The sequence below is a fragment of the Peribacillus sp. NPDC097264 genome, assembly GCF_050277925.1.
GTDB lineage: Bacteria > Bacillota > Bacilli > Bacillales > DSM-1321 > Peribacillus.
In genome coordinates this window covers 55,401-74,641 of the sequence record NZ_JBNNSR010000002.1, presented here as the reverse complement: position 1 = coordinate 74,641, position 19,241 = coordinate 55,401, and the positions used below count along the sequence as shown (strand labels likewise).

The following is a 19,241-nucleotide window of genomic DNA, read 5'->3' as shown; positions in this document are numbered from 1 at the left end:
TAAAGTTTAACTAGAAATATATAGAATTCAAAAATGTCGTTTCATTATTGTTATGTTTGTATACTAGAATAAAAGGTTATACGACTATAACAATAATTATTTGAATATTCGTTATACATAATGAAGATATTATTCTTTTGCGAGGTGGAAATCGTTGCAACTTCAGGTAATGAACAGTCCGTTTAACCAAGAACAAGTAGAACTTCTCAATCGTCTTTTGCCAACTTTGACAGAAACACAAAAAGTTTGGCTGAACGGTTATTTGTCTGCGACCCAGGCTTTTTCTGCGATAACAGAGGCACCATCGCAAGAACTTCTTGTTAAACAACAAGAAAAGATCCTATCAAAAGAAGTGACCATTCTCTATGGATCACAGACAGGCAATGCCCAAAGGATTGCTGAAAATGCGGCTAAGGAGTTAGAGGAAACAGGCTTTCAAGTAGCCGTTTCTTCCATGAGTGATTTCAAGCCGAATCAGTTGAAGAAAGTCAAAAACCTTCTTATTGCAGTTAGCACACATGGTGAAGGAGACCCTCCGGATAATGCTTTGACGTTTCATGAATTTTTAAATGGAAGGCGTGCGCCGAAACTGGATGATCTTCAATTTTCCGTGTTGTCCCTTGGAGATAGCTCGTATGAGTTTTTCTGCCAAACGGGCAAGGACTTCGATGAACGTTTAGAAGAGCTTGGTGGTAAAAGGCTTTATCCCCGCGTTGATTGCGATTTGGATTATGATGAGCCTGCAACCGAGTGGCTTGAAGGCGTAATTGCGAGTTTAAGTGAGGGCGAGGAAGTGGCTATTGTTGCCCCTGCTGAGCAACCAGTTGCTGTTGAATCCGTATATTCGAGAAAAAATCCGTTTAAAGCGGAAGTATTGGAAAATCTAAACTTGAATGGCCGTGGATCAAATAAAGAAACTTGTCATCTGGAGTTGTCGTTAGAAGGCTCTGGACTCACATATGAACCTGGTGATAGTCTTGGAGTTTATCCTGAAAATGATCCTGCCCTTGTAGACCTTATTCTTGAGGCGATCCAGTGGGAGCCAGAAGAAAAGGTGAACATAAACAAACAGGGAGATGTTCTTTCGCTTAAAGAAGCACTCAGCTCCCATTTGGAGATAACTGTTCTGACTAAATCGCTTCTTGAACAGGCTGCACAGCTTTCAGGCAATGAAAACTTACGGGAGCTAGTGTCACCAGGAAATGAAGAAAAACTAAAAGCCTATCGTCATGGAAGAGATTTGCTTGATTTAATCCGTGACTTTGGCCAATGGGGGGAATCGGCACAGGAGTTCGTTTCCACTCTTCGGAAGATGCCGGCCCGTCTTTATTCGATTGCGAGTTCTTTATCCGCGAATCCAGATGAGGTCCATTTAACAATCGGAAGCGTTCGGTACAATACATATGGACGTGACCGAAATGGCGTTTGTTCTATATTATGTGCGGAACGGTTACAACCAGGTGACACCTTGCCGATCTATATTCAATCTAACCAAAATTTCAAGCTGCCGAGTAATCCAGATACCCCAATCATCATGGTAGGACCGGGTACAGGCGTTGCTCCATTCCGTTCGTTTATGCAAGAACGTGAGGAAGCGGGAATACAAGGTAAATCGTGGATGTTTTTCGGGGATCAGCATTTCGTCACGGATTTCCTTTATCAGACCGAATGGCAAAAGTGGCTGAAATCAGGTGTGTTATCTAAGATGGATGTTGCGTTTTCGCGTGACACCGACGAAAAAGTATATGTACAGAACCGCATGCTTGAACATAGTGATGAGCTATTCAAGTGGTTGCAAGAGGGTGCTGCTGTTTATATTTGCGGGGATGAGAAAAATATGGCACATGATGTCCATGAAACCCTTATAGGGATTATCCAAAAAGAAGGCAGCATGAGCCGTGAGGAAGCAGTAAGCTATCTTAACAACATGCAAAAAGAAAAACTCTATCAGCGAGATGTATACTGATTTTGGAGGGAAAGGAGATAAATAATATGGTGGATCCATCATTAAAATCAATATTAAAAGCACCAGACGGCCCGCCTAGTGACGTCGAGGAGATAAAAGAAAGAAGCAACTACTTGCGTGGAACACTCAAGGAAGTGATGCAAGACCGGATAAGTGCCGGTATTCCCGATGATGATAATCGTTTGATGAAGCATCACGGCAGTTACTTGCAGGATGATCGGGATCTTCGAAATGAAAGACAAAAACAAAAGCTTGAACCAGCTTATCAATTCATGCTCCGTGTACGTATGCCCGGAGGTGTGGCCCAGCCAGCTCAGTGGCTTGTCATGGATGAACTTGCCCAGAAATATGGAAACGGCACGTTAAAGCTGACAACACGTGAGACATTTCAAATGCATGGCATTTTAAAATGGAATATGAAAAAGACGATACAGGATATCCATGCGTCCATGCTTGATACGATTGCAGCATGCGGTGATGTGAACCGAAACGTCATGTGCAACTCGAATCCCTATCAATCAGAGATACACACGGAAGTATATGAATGGTCAAAAAGGTTGAGTGACTATCTATTGCCACGAACAAGGGCCTATCATGAAATTTGGCTTGATGAAGAGAAGGTGGTTGGAACACCCGATGTGGAAGAAGTGGAACCGATGTACGGACCGCTTTATTTACCACGGAAGTTCAAAATTGGTATCGCTGTTCCGCCATCGAATGACATCGATGTATATTCACAAGATTTAGGCTTCATTGCAATCGTTGAAGATGCTAAACTTCTCGGATTCAATGTAGCGATAGGCGGGGGCATGGGCATGACCCATGGCGACACTGCGACATATCCTCAGCTTGCCAAGGTAATCGGCTTTTGTACACCAGACCAAATTTTGGATGTGGCGGAAAAGGTCATTACGATTCAACGGGATTATGGAAACCGTTCCGTCCGAAAAAATGCCCGCTTCAAGTATACGGTTGATCGACTTGGCTTGGAAAATGTAAAAGCTGAACTGGAAAACCGTCTTGGCTGGAGCTTGGCTGAAGCGAAGGAATACCATTTCGATCATAATGGGGACCGCTATGGCTGGGTGAAAGGCGTGCAAGACAAGTGGCATTATACCCTGTTTGTCCAAAGTGGCCGTATTGCCGATTTTGAAGATTACAAGCTGATGACCGGCTTGCGTGAAATCGCGAAAGTCCATACAGGGGATATCCGGTTAACAGCCAATCAAAATCTGATCATTGCCAACGTCTCCAGTCAAAAAAAGAAAATAATCAATGAACTGATGGAACAATACGGTTTGACGGATGGCAAGCATTATTCAGCACTCCGTCGCAGCTCACTTGCATGCGTAGCTCTTCCTACATGTGGATTGGCGATGGCGGAAGCTGAGCGTTATTTACCGGATTTACTTGAGAAAATCGAGAACATTGTTGATGAAAACGGTCTTCGGGATAAAGAAATCACCATCCGTATGACGGGCTGCCCTAACAGTTGTGCTCGTCCAGCCCTCGCAGAAATTGGCTTTATCGGGAAAGCGCCAGGCAAATACAATATGTATCTCGGAGCGGCCTTTGACGGCAGCCGACTCAGTAAAATGTACCGCGAAAATATTGGCGAAGAAGAAATATTAAGCGAATTGCGTGTACTGCTTTCACGTTACGCAAAAGAACGGCAAGAAGGCGAACACTTTGGAAACTTCGTCGTCCGCACGGGAGTCATCAAAGCAACAACAGACGGTATGAATTTTCATGCATAATCAAATATGTATTTGAGACAGGACTTGTGCCTGTCTCTTTTTTTTGTGATTTTTGTCGAAAAATAGTTTATCCTGACGTCTCCTATAATGACCTCCGAATATGATTTTTTGCAAGGCAAATCATGAGGGTATTTCAGAGAATAGGAGAATATGCGACCGAATGGAGACGCAGTATTAGGAAGGAGGACCAAAGGATATATGTGGAAGCATATAAGAAAAAACAACTTGGGGGAATAGTCGACGGGGAAATACGTAAGCCAATCTGATCTATGAAGTGCTATCTCTAATCGGATCAATCAATTTCATGGGCAAGATGTTTCATAAATGGAATAAGATATCCACCATCTTATTATTTATTTAGGTCCCCCTTAATTTCGTAGTTTGATAAGTTCCTTTTCCTTGGGAGAACGATTACCTTTTTCCTTAAAAGAACCCGTGTTTTCACTTTGTTGAATCCACTGATCTAAAGAAGAAGGAATAAGTTCATATTCTTCAATAAGTCCCTTTCTTGTTTTTTTAATTTAATAAAGTTGAATCATCTTTTTTTAAAAAAAGTTCGGAAGTGAATGTACGGCGTTCTCTTTGGGCATCTTGAGTGCTCCCTTACCTGTAGTACGTAAGGCCCGTAAAGTATCTGTCCAGCTAAGTGTAGACAATCTAAATATCTTGACATAGACTTTCAAGCTCTTATTATTAATATGGATAATTTCACCTTTTAAAATGAGGGATTAACATTAGATAATTAAAAGTACCTTCTCAGTTAGAGAGCACAATTTAAATATAAAATCCGATGATGATGCTTGAGGGATAATTTGTGTTTATTAGAAGAAGTAAAAACGGAGAAATAAAATTGTCAAAGAGGATAAAGGATACAAGAGCAAGGCAACATATTATGACTAACAATAGACTTCGTGGTCACATAGCAATAGGTGGTACAGCCCAGATTTCTAAATAAATTAGATAACAACCATTACGTATTTAATATGTAACAAATATTCTGAAAATTTAAAATTCAGTTGACAAAAAAAGTTTTTGTATATAAAATATTCCTAGGAGGTGTAAAATATGGGAAATAAAGTTAAAGCTGAAAAACGTAAATATTCAGTTCCAGCTTTAGAAAATGCCTTTCAAATATTAAAGTTATTAAGCCGTAAACGATTTCGTGAAAGTACTATAACAGAAATTGCAACTGCTTTATCTTTAAGTCCTGCAAGCTGTTATAGAATCTTACAAAGTCTTGAGGAATTTGCAATTGTACGTTATGAAAAAGATAAAAAAAGATATACGTTAGGACCTTATCTTGTAGTTTTGGGTGAGAGAGCAAAGGAACATCTAGATTACATTTCTATAGTAATGCCGTACCTTGAAAAATTGACCAAGGAAACTGGTTTAACTTCCATACTAGTTAATAAAGTCAGTGACGAAAAAGTCGCTATTATAGCGAAGGAGGAAGGTAATGATTTCGGAGTTAATGTATCAATAGGCCGACACTTTTCAATTACAGATGGCTCATTTGGAATGTGTTTCCTAGCTTATTTGGACAAGGAACAGCGAGAGCATTATCTAAGACAAGATAGAGGGTTGAAAACGTTTACCTCGGTAGAAATACAATTGCTAGAAAAGGATATTGAGAGAGTGAGGAATGATGGTTATTGCATTACATATGGGGAATATCTAAAAGGAATTTGTGGTATTGCTGCACCAATATTCAGTGACGAAAATAAAGTGGAATTATCTATTGCTCTAGTAGGTTTAACTGCACAGTTTGATAGAGCAGACCTTCTTAATAAAGGTATGCTAACTAAAGAAGTAGCTGATGAAATAAGTATTAGGATTAGGAAGTTTTAATCACAGATAATAAATAGAAATGTTATCGAAAATGTAAGCGTATACATCAAAGTCATTAGAGACAGTGTAAATACTTCTCAGAAACTCCTATTTTCGTTCCATGTAAAAATAAAAACTCTTTTATCGAAGGGTACAAGGCTGTTTGGATTTAAACTATATAAAATCAACAATGTGTTATATGGGCTAATAGAAATAACTAAAAGGAAGATTTTATTATGGGACGAAGGGGATGTTTGTATTGAGCAAAATAACCTCGTTTTTTACAATCTTGATGAAAAAATATACACCTGATCCATTTGTTTTTGCAATTGGTTTAACTATACTTACCTTGATTCTGGCGATTTTAGTGGAAGGCAAAAGCTTTATTAGTATTACTCAAGCTTGGGGAAATGGCTTCTGGGATCTTTTAGCGTTTACTACACAAATGGCAGTTATTTTAGCAATGGGATACGTTTTAGCGAGCGCACCTATTGTTGATCGAATATTATCAAAAATTGTAAGTAAAGTACATAAACCACGAATGGCAATTATGGTAGCCACATTGGTTGGAGGTATCGGATGTTATTTAAACTGGGGATTTGGTCTTGTCATAGGTGGCATTGTTGCTAAAAAATTAGCCACACAGGTAAAAGGGGTCCATTATCCATTAATCATTGCAGCAGCATATAGCGGTTTGACAATGTATGGTTTTGGAATTTCATCTAGTATTCCTTTGATCATTTCATCACCAGAACATCCTCTTGAAGGGCAAATGGGGATCATTCCATTATCAGATACTATTTTTTCACTTCCTATGATCATTACGGCTCTCGTGACTATCATTACGTTACCATTTATTAACTCTTTGTTACATCCACGGGAAAAAGATGAAATTATTGAGTTTGATTCAAGCTTGGAAAAAGTAAAAACACAAACGGCTGCAACAGTAGAAAGTGTTTTAGAAACAAATACTATTGCAAACAAATTGAACAATAGCCGTTTACTTGTTATGGCAATTGGATTAATGAGCATTATTTACATCGTTTCTTACTTTTTGGATGGTGGTTTCCTAAACATCAATATCATTAATTTTATCATTCTTTTCCTAGGTATCATCCTTTTAGGTTCCCCATCCAAATATATTGCTAAATTAACAGAAGGGATTAAAACTATATCTGGGATTATTTTACAGTATCCTTTTTATGCAGGGATTATGGCAATAATGGCAGCATCAGGACTTGTAACAACTATTTCGACAGTGTTTATTAACATCGCTGACTCAGAAACACTACCCTTTTGGGGTTTAATTAGTTCCTTTGTTATTAACTTCTTTGCGCCATCAGCAGGTGGACATTGGGTCGTTCAGGGACCTTTCATGATTGACGCTGCAAACGATTTAAGTGCTTCACTAAGTAAAACTTCGATGTCGGTTATGCTAGGAAACTCATGGAACGATTTAATTCAGCCATTTTGGCTTTTACCGGCACTAGCGTTATCAGGATTAAAATTAAAAGATATTATGGGTTATGCCGTTATATCTATGATTTGGGTAGGAGTGATTTATATTTCAGCAGTACTGATTTGGGGTTACCTTGGCTAACTTTATTGAAAGATATTGATAGAGAAACACTTAACGTAAATTTTTAGCAAAGGTGAGGGATTGTATGGGAACTCTTTTTTTCGAAGATTTTGAAGTAGACACCACTTTTGAAACTCCAGGAAGAACGATTACGGAAAGTGATATTATGCTGTTTGCCGGGATATCGGGTGACTATAATGCTCTTCATACAGATGAGGAATTTGGGAAAAGAACGAAATTTGGCCAAAGAATTGCTCATGGGATGCTAGGGATTTCGATTGCTACTGGGTTAATGAGCCGTTCAGGGATTTTTGAAGGATCAGCTGTTGCATTGCTTGGTATTAATAATTGGAAGTTTGTAAATCCAATATTTATCGGGGATACCATCCATGTAAGATTTAAAATTACAGAAAAAAGACTATCGAAATCAAACCCAGAAACAGGTATTTTAAATAGATATTATGAATTAATTAATCAACGAAATGAAATTGTTCAACAAGGTGAAATGCCAGTTTTAATAAGGATTAAAGATTAGATACTAGAGATGACTCTATTTTAAAGTATCATATAAGATCTGCCTAACAACCAAGAATATGCATGGCTTTAATAGGAATTGGGAGGTAGTAATGTGTTTAAGAGTGTAAGTGAGTGGATTGAAAGAATACTATCTGTGAATCATTTAAAAAATAAATCGGCATTTATCACTGAGGCTGGTTTGGAAATTACCTACCAAGAATTATTGGATAAATCCAGTAATGTTGCAAATGCCTTAAAAGGTGCAGGAATTAAAAGTGGCGACCACGTTGCCGTGTGGATTCCAAACTCAATTGATTGGGTAACTTTAGAGATAGGGTGTGGGATGATTGGTGCAACCCTAGTTGCCTTAAATACTAGATATCGCTCACATGAATTATCCTATATTCTTAAGCAATCTGATAGTAAAATATTATTTTTTACGCGGGATTCAAATGGGCACACCAACGATGAAGTCTTAAAAGACATTATGCCAGAACTTTTTACAACGGAAAAGGTATCCAAGTTCAGTCAGTTCCCTATGCTGAGAATGGCGGTTTGTACGTCCAATTCATCCCCCTACGGCGCATGGCCCATGCAAGATTTCATTGAACAGTTCAAGATACATGATGAGCTAAACCTCCAGTCAAAAAAGACAGATATTTTAAATATCTTATATACTTCAGGGTCTACTTCCCGTCCTAATGGTGCAATGTTGTCACACCAAACGGTATTAGGACATTCCTCCAATATTTTTCACCATATGAAAATCAATCAAGCAGACACTTCCTTGGAACTCCTCCCTTTTTGTGGGATTTTCGGTTTGAATTCTCTTTGGGTTTCTTTACTAGGAGGAGCCACAATTGTTGCACCCGAAACATTTCAGGTTGAGCGTGTTTGTCAGTTAATTAGAGAACATCGATGTACAGTTTTGAATGCTGTTGATGAAATGCACTCAATCATCATCCAATATAAAAATAAGGCTTCCGTTGATCTTTCAAGTTTACGGATCGGAGCGACCGGAATATTTATCCATGACAGTATGGGAATCATGAGTCAAATGGAACAAAACATTAATTACCGAATGCTCCATACGTATGGAATGTCAGAAATCGGTTCGATGCTTCTTCTGAAAAAACCTGAAGACCCATTAAGTACAAGAGTAATACCAGGTGGTAAGCCAGTAAGCGGTAAAGTGAAAATTATCGATCCCAATACCTTGATGGAAGTCCCGGATAAAGAGACTGGTGAAATAGCAGTTTCAGGAATAAACGTCATGAGCGGATACTATAACGCTCCTGAAAAAAATAAGGAAGCCTTTTTAGAGGATCATTATTTCCGTACTGGCGATATAGGAATCAAATATCAAGACGGGACGATTGAATACCGCGGTCGTCTCCGCGAAGCTTTACGTCTTTCGGGATTTTTAGTCTCCCCATCCGAAATAGAAGGTTTTTTAAATGAAATTGATGGAATCGAACTGTCTCAGGTAGTGGGATTGGAACATAACCAAAAAACGACAATTGTCAGCTTTATTAAACTAGAAAGGTCCAGCTCGCTTACTATTGAAGACATTCATAGCCACTGTCAGAGATTAGCACATTTTAAACGGCCGAAGCACTTTTTTATCGTCGATGATTTTCCGAAAACGCAAGGTCCAAATGGGGAAAAAATTATCAGAAAGCGTTTAGTGGAAATGGCTCAGTCGATGGTTATTCAACAAATTAATAATATATAGTAAATCAATATTGGAGGGATTATTATGCGTGCATGTTATATCGAATCATTTGGTGGGCCAGAAAAAATTAAATATGGAGAAGTTCCAGCACCTCTGGTAGGTAAAAATGATGTATTGGTAAAAACTGCAGCTTGTGGAGTTTGTTATCACGACACGTTAACAAGAAAGGGTGTATTTCCTAGAACAAAATTACCCGTTATTTTGGGACACCAAGCGGCTGGGGAAGTGTTAGAGGTAGGAAGCAGCGTACAAGAGATTAAACAAGGAGACCGTGTGCTTTGTTTGCCATTCTCAACATGTGGTGAGTGTGAATATTGTCTTTCTGGAAGAGAGCCACTTTGTCAAAATGCCTTATTTGTTGGTGAAGAGCTTGATGGTGGATACGCGGAACTAGTATCTTTACCCGAAACAGCTTGGGTAAAAGTACCTGATGAGGTGAGTGACGATGTCGCTGCTGTATTAGCTTGCAGCCTGGGCACAGCCTACCATGCAATTAAGACCATTGCACAGGTGCAGCCAGATGAAAATGTTGTCATTACTGGTTCAAGCGGAGGGATTGGAACGCATGCAATCGATGTATTGAAATGGATTGGCGCTCGAATCATTGCAATCACAAGCTCAGAGTCGAAAGTAGAGTATTTAAAAAAATCAGGGGCGGATGAAGTCATTATTAATTCGGATGCCACTTATTCAAAAGAAGTTAAGAAACTTACTAATGGAAAAGGAGCAGATTGTATTCTTGAAATTGTTGGTGGTTCTTATATTCCAGAAAGCTTAAAGAGCTTGAAAAAGGACAGCCGAATCGTACTTATCGGCAATGTATCCGGTACACCTACAGAATTGAAACCAGCAGTTATGATTCTGAAACAATTAAGAATGCTTGGTACAAAAGGGGTTACGAGATCAGAGATGCAAGAAATTTTAGGTCTAGTAAAAGCTGGAGAATTAAATGTGAATATTAGTGAAATCCACCATTTGAAACAAACGTCTGTTATTCATGAACGTATGGCGAAACGGGATACGACAGCACGGGTCGTATTACATCCAAATAACTAATTATTCCTTCAAGGGAAACTTTTAATTGGAAACAATCTTCGAATATTAGGAGGAGAGGTAATGGGGGCACTTAGTGGAATTACAGTATTGGATCTATCAAGGTTGTTGCCTGGCCCTTATTGTTCATTAATGTTGGCTGATTATGGTGCCGAAGTCATTAAGATTGAAGAACCGGGTTTTGGAGACTATATACGTTGGGGGAAACCTGATATTGAAGGGATTGGGGCTAGGCACCTGACCATTAACAGAAATAAAAAAAGTGTTGAATTAAATCTAAAGTCCGAAGAAGGCAGAGAAATTTTTAAAAAGATGGCCGAAAAAGCGGATGTCGTTCTAGAAAGCTTTCGTCCAGGTGTCATGGAACGTTTAGGCATCTCCTATGATGATATTTCTAGCATCAATGAAGGGATTGTCTATTGTTCCTTAACTGGTTATGGTCAGACAGGGCCATATCGTCATCTACCTGGACATGATATGAATTATATCGGTTATAGTGGCGTATTGGGTCTTATTGGACAAAGAGAAGGAAAGCCAGTTGTACCAGGAGTCCAAATTGCTGATATCGGAGGAGGAGCATTAATGGCTTTATCCGGAATTTGTATGGCACTTTTTCATAAAGAACGAACCGGAAAAGGACAATACATTGATGTTTCCATGATGGATGGAGCCGTTTCATGGCTGTATGCTTCGGCATCAGAGTACTTTGCTTCAGGGGATGTTCCAGAAAGAGCAAAAACTCGATTATCAGGAAAATTTGCTTGTTATGGTGTATACGAAACAAAGGATAACAAATATCTTTCGGTAGGTGCTTTGGAAGAAAAATTTTGGAAAAGACTTTGTGAATTGGTAGGGAAGCCCGAATGGATTCCACTTAAGGATGGATTGGAGGATGTTCAATTTCAATTAAAAGCAGAAATGACTGAACTATTCAAACGGAAAAATCAAAAGGAATGGTTGGTATTATTACAAAAAGAGGATACATGTGTGGGACCAGTGTACGACCTGGATGAGGTATTTTCCGATCCGCAGCTTCTTGAACGAGAAATGATTACCGAAATGAACCATCCTCTAGCAGGTGTCATTAAACAGCTTGGATTCCCTATCAAATTCTCGCAAACACCTGGAAAAATACACTCTCATTCTCCGATACTCGGAGAACATACAGAAGAGATTCTTTCAAAGTTAAACTATTCCCATGAAGCCATCGATAAGCTTAGAGAAACAGGAGTTATCGGGAAAATGTCGGAGGTCAAAGGATAAGGATTGGGTCATATATAGAAGTGACAAAATTCATGAATAAAAGGAGCGATTATTCATGCCATTCGTCTATTGGCAAAGAATTGGAGAGAAAAATAATATTGCGGAAATTATTTTAAATCGATCAGAAACAAGGAATGCATTCACTACACAAATGGCCCAACAGATTTTAGAAATTTGTCAAACTATAGATAAAAGTGATGTTCGTGTCGTGTTACTTACCTCTTCCAATCAGAAATCCTTTTGTTCCGGTGCTGATTTAAAAGAACGAAATAACATGACGGAAACTGAATGGAGAAAACAACATGAGTTATTTGAGGAAATGTTTAATTCAATAGCACAAATGAAGCAACCAGTAATCGCTGTAATTGATGGTTATGCATTGGCAGGTGGGTTTGAAATGGTCTTGAATTGCGACATGATTGTCGCTGCGAAGACAGCTACGTTTGGTTTGCCAGAAGTAACCCGCGGAATTATGCCAGGAGGCGGTGGTACAAGGTTGCTGGCGAAACGGATTGGGGTTCACCGGGCCAAAGATTGGATTTGTACAGGTAGATTTGTTTCCGGAGAAGAGGCGGACCGGGCAGGGTTAATAAATCGATTAACAGAATCCACTGATCTACGTACTCAAGCCCTAGAGTTTGCAGAAACTATTGCTCGTAATGCTCCTTTATCTGTTCAAAGCTGTAAAGCATCTGTAGATGAGTTATTTGGGATGCCAGATCAAGAAGCGAGAAAAAGAGAAATCGTCTATTACAATCGCTGTGTCGATACAGAAGACAGATTAGAAGGAGTTCGAGCCTTTGTGGAAAAACGGACTCCTCAATTCACTGGAAAATAGAGGGGGATTGGTTGATGGTATTCCGCCATATTGAAACAATCATTGAAAACAGGATATGTCTCGTGAAGTTAAATCGGCCAGAGAATAGAAACGCCCTCACCAACGAAATGCGTCATGAGTTAATATACCTGTTTAAAACCTTACGGCATGATGATTCGGTTAAAGTTGTAATTTTAACGGGTGGAGGAAAGGTCTTTTCTGCTGGAGGAGATTTAAAATCATTAAAGGGAATGGATGCTATCCAGGGCAGAAAGAGATTGCAAATGGGACATGAAATGATCGAATCTATTATGCAATTAGAAAAGCCAGTGATTTCCGCGATAAATGGTGCAGCTGCAGGGGCAGGTATGAGCCTGGCTTTAGCAAGCGATATGATTGTTGCAACTCGTTCATCATTCTTTGTTCAAAGCTTTCTAAAAGTCGGATTAATCCCAGATTTAGGATCCATTCATTTTTTACCAAGATTAATAGGGCGTCAAAGGGCTTTTGAATTAATGCTTTTGGGTGAAAAAGTAACGGCGGAACAAGCATATGATTTAGGATTCATTAACCGACTTGTTGAAGATAATTCATTGCTAGATGAAGCATATTCCATAGCAGAAAAGCTTGCAGAAGGACCTGATATAGCAATAGGTTTTACAAAAAGATTAATTAATCAAAGTGTACATGCAGATATTGGTGAAACCTTTGAATTGGAAGGTTTTGTACAGGGATTATGTTTTGAATCGAAACACTTTCAGGAAGGTGTTAATGCCTTTTTTGAAAAGCGAACACCTCAATTTAATCAATCTGTTTAGAAATTTTAGCCGATCTTTTTTAGAAAAAGTATTCTGAATTTAGGAGGAAAACGAGATGAGTCATGTGATTATGGAGGAACAAAATACATTTCATGAAGAGTTAAGACAAAGTGTTCGTGCAGTCTGCCGTAAGTTTCCAGATGAATATTGGAGAGAGCTGGATACTAAACAAGCCTATCCTGAAGAATTCGTGGAGGAAATCACAAAAAATGGATTCCTAGCAGCTCTCATTCCAGAGGAATTTGGCGGGTCAGGATTAGGAATCACGGAGGCTTCCATTATTTTAGAAGAGATCAATCGTTCTGGAGGAAACTCCGGTGCCTGTCATGCACAAATGTATACAATGGGTACATTACTTCGCCATGGATCAACTGAACAAAAGAAAAAATATTTACCAAAAATAGCAGATGGTTCGCTTCGGCTACAAGCTTTCGGGGTGACTGAGCCGAATACTGGATCTGATACAACTAAATTGAAAACTGTAGCTGTCCGAAAGGGAGACAAGTATGTGGTGAATGGACAAAAGGTGTTTATTTCTCGTACAGAACACTCTGATTTAATGCTTCTTTTAGTCCGTACCACTCCATTAGATCAAGTGAAAAAACGTACAGAAGGAATATCTGTTTTATTAGTGGATCTTCGTGAAGCTGTTGGAAATGGGTTAACCATTCGTCCGATTCGAACGATGATGAATCATGCCACGACAGAACTTTTTATTGATGACTTAGAAGTTCCGGTGGAAAATTTAATTGGTGAAGAAGGAAAGGGATTTAAATATATACTGGATGGTATGAATGCAGAACGGATTCTCATTGCAGCAGAGTGTATCGGGGATGGTCGGTGGTTTATTGAGCGTGCAACAAATTATGCAAAAGATCGAGTGGTTTTTAATCGGGCAATTGGCCAAAATCAGGGCATTCAGTTTCCAATAGCTAAAGCACATATTCAAATAGAAGCGGCCAATCTTATGCGTTATCAAGCAGCGGAGTTATTTGATTCTGGACAAAGTTGTGGGGCGCAGGCGAACATGTCGAAGCTTCTTGCGGCTGATGCTTCCTGGGAAGCGGCGAATACAACGTTACAAACATATGGAGGGTTCGGTTTTGCCGAAGAATATGACGTGGAGCGAAAATTCAAGGAAACTAGATTGTATCAGGTAGCTCCTATTTCTACTAATATGATCCTTTCCTATGTAGCTGAACATGTCCTTGGGTTGCCAAGATCTTATTAATAGGAGGATGAACTGGTGTTTATTCCAAAAAAGATTGAAATAATTGAAGTAGGACCGCGAGATGGGTTGCAGAATGAACCGGTAGCGATTCCTACAGAAAAAAAGAAAGAGTTAATCGTCAGGCTTGCCAAATTGGGGTTCTCCCGTATGGAAACAACGGCTTTTGTTCACCCAAAATGGGTGCCACAGATGTCTGACTCCGATGAAATTGCCCGTTTCTGTAATGAACTTGGTTTAACATATATTGCTCTGACACCTAACCTTAAAGCTTTAGAAAGAGCGATTGAAGCGAAAGTACCACAAATTGCCGTTTTTATCGGTGCCAGTTCAGCTTTTAATAAGAAGAATATTAATAAGACAACAGTTGAATCCTTAGATGAATGTGAGCAGCTTTTTAATAAAGCAAAAGAAGAAGGAATTTTTATTCGTGCCTATATATCGATGGCTTTCTTTTGTCCTTATCAAGGGGAGGTTACGTTTGAGGAAGTGAAAACTGTGAGCGATCGTTTTATCAGGCTTGGAGCGGATGAAATTGATATTGGAGATACGAATGGTCAGGCTAATCCCAAAATCGTCTATGAACGTTTTTCAAGGCTGAGGGATTTATATCCTGATACATCCTTTGTTGGCCATTTTCATGATACAAGAAAAATGGCATTAGTCAATTCATTCGCGGCGATACAGGCAGGGATTACTAAATTCGATAGTTCTGTTGGAGGGCTTGGCGGTTGTCCATATTCACCGGGAGCGACAGGGAATGTTGCAACTGAAGAATTGGTAGACATGCTTTCAAGGATGGGTTCCGAAACAGGTATAAAATATGAAGAGATTGAAAAAGTAAGTCGTTTTGCTAAAAGTCTTTCCAGTAAGTAATAGATTCATAGGGTGCTTCAATTTTTATAGAAAGGTGTGACTACCAAAATGAGAAACGCTGTCATTATAGATTCTGTTCGAACCGCAGTTGGGAGAATGGGAGGAAGTCTAAAAGATATACCCGTAGATTTTTTAGCAGCGAGAGTGATTGATGGAATCTTGTTGCGAACGGGAATAGATAAGAATGATATTAATGAAGTCATCATAGGCCAGGCTAAGCAAAGTGCAGATGCACCTAATTTAGCCCGATTGGCCCTCTTACGAGCAGGTCTACCAATCGAAGTTCCTGGTTATACGGTACATCGCCAATGCGGCTCTGGGCTTCAAGCCATTAATAATGGAGCCCAACAGATTATGTGTGGATTATCGGATATCATAATAGCAGGTGGTGCAGAAAGCATGAGTACGGCTCCTTACTATATTCGTAATGGGCGATATGGATTTGGTGTAGGGAATGCTGAAATTCTTGATTCGAACACAGAAAGCCAGCCTCGTGCCCAGCCTATTGAAACATATGGGAATTTAACAATGGGACATACTGCAGAAAACCTAGCAGTAAAGTATCAAATTTCAAGACAGGAACAGGATGAATTTGCTTTACGGAGTCAGGAGTTGGCTCATATAGCCATCAAGGAAGGACATTTTGAGAAACAGATTGTCCCCTATCGAGTACAGCACAAAAAAGAGGCTGTTGTGTTTAAAGTTGATGAACACCCTCGTGTTACAAACATGGATAAACTTAGAGATTTGAAGCCTGTATTTAAAGAAAACGGTTCGGTTACGGCTGGGAATGCCAGTGGACGGAACGACGGGGCAGGATCTGTATTGATGATGTCGGAAGAAGCAGCTCAGAAATATGAAAAAAAACCAAAAGCTAAAGTTATTGCCCAAGCAGTTGCTGGGGTATCTCCTGAAATTATGGGAATTGGACCAGCACCAGCCACCCGCAAGGCATTACAATTAGCTGGCTTATCATTGGATGATATAGGACTTATTGAATTAAATGAAGCATTTGCGGCCCAAGCTCTTGCGGTCATTAAAGATTTGGATCTCAATCTTGATAGGGTGAATGTTAATGGTGGAGCGATTGCGCTAGGTCATCCAATCGGGGGAACAGGAGGCGTTTTAATGACAAAATTGCTGCATGAAATGGAAAGACGCGGCGAAAAGTATGGTCTGGTTACTTTTTGTATTGGTGGTGGTCAAGGGATTGCAACAATTGTGGAAAATATGCAGGTATAAAAAATGAATAATAGAGCGGTGTATTACCGCTCAATAAAAAAGAGCCCTAAGCAAGGGAGGCGTAAGGATGTTCAATGAAAACTGGGAAGATATCTATCATAGCCGGCAAAGAAGAGCCAATCAAGCAATCTTAGCTATACAGTCATTCCATAAAGTATTTCTTGCCCCTTTTTGTAATGAGCCACAAACTCTTGTGGAGGAATTGGTTCGACAAAAGGAACGTTTACAAGATGTTTTTTTATATAATATCGTGGTTGGCAGTCCATGCCTTTATGCGGATTCTAGTTTAACTTCACATTTTAAGATTCGTACATTCTTAGCTTCTCCGTTACTAAAAAACTCATATTCTCATGATGCTTGTGACTATATACCTGTAAATCTTTCCGAAATTCCACGTTGGATAAAAGAGGGGAAAATGGATGTTGCTCTTATACAACTATCTCCGCCTAATGAAAAGGGCTATTGCAACCTTGGATTGTCGGTAGATGTTGTTCCAGCACTTATTCAAAATTCGAAATATGTAATAGCAGAAGTAAATAGCGATATTCCCTTGACAAATGGAGAAACACTAGTGCATGTGTCAGACATTGATTGCTTTGTTCCATCCTCACACTCATTACTTACAGTCCCACGGGTGAAATCAACGGAAGTCGATGAGAGAATTGGAGAATATGTAGCTGAGCTTATACCGGATTATGCTACCATTCAGGTCGGTATTGGTAGTCTTTCCGATTCTATAATTCAGTCACTTCGTATGAAAAAGGGATTGGGTGTTCATTCAGGTTCAATAACCGACCCAATTATGGAATTGATGGAACTAGGTGTAATTACAAATGAAGCAAAAGAAATCAACAGAGGTAAAACAGTTTGTACAGCGATAATCGGTACGGAAAAACTATATCATTATGTGCATCAAAACCCATCCATAGAATTATACCCTGTAGAATATACCCATAACGGATCGGTCCTCTCAAACCTAAATAAGTTCCATTCTATTAACTCGGCATTAGAAGTCGATATATTTGGCCAGATTAATGCTGAACAAGTTGGGAGATATCCTGTAGCAGGCGTTGGCGGACAAATGGATTTTATGAAAGGTTCACGTCTTTCTAATGAAGGAAAGGCCATCATCGCTCTTCCCTCAACAGCAAAACAGGGAACATGTTCTCGCATTAAAAGTTTTGTGCCCTACGTAACATCTTTAAAGTCAGAGGTTGATTATGTCGTAACCGAATATGGAGTTGCTTCATTGTTTGGTAAATCGCTTAGAGAGCGTGCAAAGGAATTGATAGCTATAGCACACCCTAAATTTCGTGATGATCTTTTGTTTGAATTTGAAAATAAATCGGTCGGTGTATAAAGAGGTTGATTGATAATGGTTTCAATTTTGGTTAAGAAAAAGAGGGGGTATTTTAATGAATGTTAAAAATCGTGTTGTATTAGTAACGGGTTCTGGGGGTGGAATTGGGGAAGGCATTGCGTCTAAGCTTGCGGAAAAAGGAGCAAAAGTGATTATCAATGATATTGACCTAGCTAAAGCAGAAAAGGTGGCAAATGAATTAAATGAAAAGGGGTATGATGCTACAGGTTTGCAAGCGGATATCACCGATACTGAACAAGTAAATGAGATGGTAAGCACAATAATCAAGCAATTTGGCAGAATTGATGGTTTGGTGAATAACACAGGAGTTGTACGGGATAACCTGATTTTAAAAATGCCGGAAGAAGATTTTGATTTTGTCTTGAATGTGAACCTGAAAGGAGCATGGATTTGCTCAAAGGCCGTACTAGGACACATGAAAGAACAGGAATATGGTAGGGTTGTAAATATTTCTTCCCGGGCATGGTTAGGGCAGGCTGGTCAATCGAATTATTCGGCATCCAAGGGGGGATTGGTCAGTTTAACAAGAGCTTTAGCCATAGAGTTTGCCAAGTTTAATGTAACAGTAAACTGCATAGCCCCTGGATTAATTGATACCCCACTCATTCGAAACCTTCGTTCAGACGTCCAAGAAAGACTAATTAAAGCTCAACCTACTCCAATTATTGGTCAGCCATATGACATCGGAAATACAGTGTTGTTTTTTGCATCCGAAGAAGCTCGGTATATTACTGGACAAGTGCTGCATGTTGATGGTGGTAAGAGCTTGGGGGCGAGAAATACATAATCACAATAAGAAGGTCAATTTACACACCGCAGATTATATGAACAGAGTCATGCGATGATTGAACCGTATGGGTTTAGAATGACTACCAGAATTGGACTTTCAACCAGCTGACTCTACATCACTGTGAAAGGGTATCGACTCTCTATATAAAACGAAAACGGTAGGAATTTAGAAGTTCTATCGTTTTTGTTTTTTTATTTTTCACGATTGAATGATAAAGTTGCCATGATTTGGAGCATTTTGCTTTATCACGATGAAAACATTCATTGATCACGGGTGAGGCCCCACCTTTTCTTCAGAGCTGTTGTAACGGTAAGCGTAGTTATTCCGGATATCAAGCATATCAACGGCCCCTTTTTAGGTCGAGCAACGGAAGATAAGGTAGAGGTGACATCA

The 19,241-nt window shown here is 39.4% G+C and carries 15 protein-coding genes; all 15 read left to right on the top strand.

The window, feature by feature from the left end; all coding sequences use genetic code 11:
* Positions 1 to 154 precede the first annotated feature (154 nt).
* Positions 155 to 1,966 (top strand): assimilatory sulfite reductase (NADPH) flavoprotein subunit, encoded by a 1,812-nt coding sequence (locus ACQKL0_RS03040; protein WP_427686175.1) that lies wholly within the window; start codon positions 155 to 157, stop codon positions 1,964 to 1,966.
* Positions 1,967 to 1,992: 26 nt separating this feature from the next.
* A complete protein-coding gene (gene cysI, locus ACQKL0_RS03035; protein WP_427686173.1) occupies positions 1,993 to 3,723 on the top strand; it encodes an assimilatory sulfite reductase (NADPH) hemoprotein subunit in 1,731 nt (576 codons plus the stop codon).
* A 1,065-nt stretch (positions 3,724 to 4,788) separates the two neighbouring features.
* A complete protein-coding gene (locus ACQKL0_RS03030) occupies positions 4,789 to 5,571 on the top strand; it encodes an IclR family transcriptional regulator (RefSeq protein WP_427686171.1) in 783 nt (260 codons plus the stop codon).
* A gap of 238 nt (positions 5,572 to 5,809) precedes the next feature.
* The gene (locus ACQKL0_RS03025) at positions 5,810 to 7,150 is read left to right on the top strand and encodes a short-chain fatty acid transporter (RefSeq protein ID WP_427686169.1); all 1,341 of its coding nucleotides are present in this window, start codon (positions 5,810 to 5,812) and stop codon (positions 7,148 to 7,150) included.
* 64 nt (positions 7,151 to 7,214) lie between these two features.
* Positions 7,215 to 7,664, top strand: coding sequence for a MaoC/PaaZ C-terminal domain-containing protein (locus tag ACQKL0_RS03020; protein WP_427686167.1), 450 nt, complete (start codon positions 7,215 to 7,217; stop codon positions 7,662 to 7,664).
* Between the two features lie 93 nt (positions 7,665 to 7,757).
* Positions 7,758 to 9,380, top strand: coding sequence for a class I adenylate-forming enzyme family protein (locus ACQKL0_RS03015; RefSeq protein ID WP_427686165.1), 1,623 nt, complete (start codon positions 7,758 to 7,760; stop codon positions 9,378 to 9,380).
* 24 nt (positions 9,381 to 9,404) lie between these two features.
* Positions 9,405 to 10,436 (top strand): alcohol dehydrogenase catalytic domain-containing protein, encoded by a 1,032-nt coding sequence (locus ACQKL0_RS03010; protein ID WP_427686163.1) that lies wholly within the window; start codon positions 9,405 to 9,407, stop codon positions 10,434 to 10,436.
* A 60-nt stretch (positions 10,437 to 10,496) separates the two neighbouring features.
* The gene (locus tag ACQKL0_RS03005) at positions 10,497 to 11,696 is read left to right on the top strand and encodes a CaiB/BaiF CoA transferase family protein (protein ID WP_427686161.1); all 1,200 of its coding nucleotides are present in this window, start codon (positions 10,497 to 10,499) and stop codon (positions 11,694 to 11,696) included.
* Between the two features lie 55 nt (positions 11,697 to 11,751).
* Positions 11,752 to 12,534 carry an enoyl-CoA hydratase/isomerase family protein gene (locus ACQKL0_RS03000; protein WP_427686159.1) on the top strand — a complete coding sequence of 261 codons (783 nt, stop codon included), beginning with the start codon at positions 11,752 to 11,754 and terminating at the stop codon, positions 12,532 to 12,534.
* Positions 12,535 to 12,548: 14 nt separating this feature from the next.
* Positions 12,549 to 13,331, top strand: coding sequence for an enoyl-CoA hydratase/isomerase family protein (locus ACQKL0_RS02995; protein WP_427686157.1), 783 nt, complete (start codon positions 12,549 to 12,551; stop codon positions 13,329 to 13,331).
* A 55-nt stretch (positions 13,332 to 13,386) separates the two neighbouring features.
* Positions 13,387 to 14,562 carry an acyl-CoA dehydrogenase family protein gene (locus tag ACQKL0_RS02990; RefSeq protein ID WP_427686155.1) on the top strand — a complete coding sequence of 392 codons (1,176 nt, stop codon included), beginning with the start codon at positions 13,387 to 13,389 and terminating at the stop codon, positions 14,560 to 14,562.
* Positions 14,563 to 14,577: 15 nt separating this feature from the next.
* The gene (locus ACQKL0_RS02985) at positions 14,578 to 15,435 is read left to right on the top strand and encodes a hydroxymethylglutaryl-CoA lyase (RefSeq protein ID WP_427686153.1); all 858 of its coding nucleotides are present in this window, start codon (positions 14,578 to 14,580) and stop codon (positions 15,433 to 15,435) included.
* Positions 15,436 to 15,483: 48 nt separating this feature from the next.
* Positions 15,484 to 16,677 carry a thiolase family protein gene (locus ACQKL0_RS02980; protein WP_427686151.1) on the top strand — a complete coding sequence of 398 codons (1,194 nt, stop codon included), beginning with the start codon at positions 15,484 to 15,486 and terminating at the stop codon, positions 16,675 to 16,677.
* A 67-nt stretch (positions 16,678 to 16,744) separates the two neighbouring features.
* On the top strand, positions 16,745 to 18,037 hold the full coding sequence (locus tag ACQKL0_RS02975; protein ID WP_427686149.1) for an acetyl-CoA hydrolase/transferase family protein: 1,293 nt from the start codon (positions 16,745 to 16,747) through the stop codon (positions 18,035 to 18,037).
* 55 nt (positions 18,038 to 18,092) lie between these two features.
* Positions 18,093 to 18,845 (top strand): SDR family oxidoreductase, encoded by a 753-nt coding sequence (locus tag ACQKL0_RS02970; protein WP_427686148.1) that lies wholly within the window; start codon positions 18,093 to 18,095, stop codon positions 18,843 to 18,845.
* Positions 18,846 to 19,241 lie beyond the last annotated feature (396 nt).

Excerpts from the sequence above, each read along its gene's own strand:
- ACQKL0_RS02975 (WP_427686149.1), top strand. The coding sequence starts at position 16,745 with ATGTTCAATGAAAACTGGGAAGATATCTATCATAGCCGGCAAAGAAGA.
- ACQKL0_RS02980 (WP_427686151.1), top strand. The coding sequence starts at position 15,484 with ATGAGAAACGCTGTCATTATAGATTCTGTTCGAACCGCAGTTGGGAGA.
- ACQKL0_RS03030 (WP_427686171.1), top strand. The coding sequence starts at position 4,789 with ATGGGAAATAAAGTTAAAGCTGAAAAACGTAAATATTCAGTTCCAGCT.
- cysI (WP_427686173.1), top strand. The coding sequence starts at position 1,993 with ATGGTGGATCCATCATTAAAATCAATATTAAAAGCACCAGACGGCCCG.
- ACQKL0_RS02990 (WP_427686155.1), top strand. The coding sequence starts at position 13,387 with ATGAGTCATGTGATTATGGAGGAACAAAATACATTTCATGAAGAGTTA.
- ACQKL0_RS03020 (WP_427686167.1), top strand. The coding sequence starts at position 7,215 with ATGGGAACTCTTTTTTTCGAAGATTTTGAAGTAGACACCACTTTTGAA.
- ACQKL0_RS02995 (WP_427686157.1), top strand. The coding sequence starts at position 12,549 with ATGGTATTCCGCCATATTGAAACAATCATTGAAAACAGGATATGTCTC.
- ACQKL0_RS03005 (WP_427686161.1), top strand. The coding sequence starts at position 10,497 with ATGGGGGCACTTAGTGGAATTACAGTATTGGATCTATCAAGGTTGTTG.
- ACQKL0_RS02970 (WP_427686148.1), top strand. The coding sequence starts at position 18,093 with ATGAATGTTAAAAATCGTGTTGTATTAGTAACGGGTTCTGGGGGTGGA.
- ACQKL0_RS03000 (WP_427686159.1), top strand. The coding sequence starts at position 11,752 with ATGCCATTCGTCTATTGGCAAAGAATTGGAGAGAAAAATAATATTGCG.
- ACQKL0_RS03010 (WP_427686163.1), top strand. The coding sequence starts at position 9,405 with ATGCGTGCATGTTATATCGAATCATTTGGTGGGCCAGAAAAAATTAAA.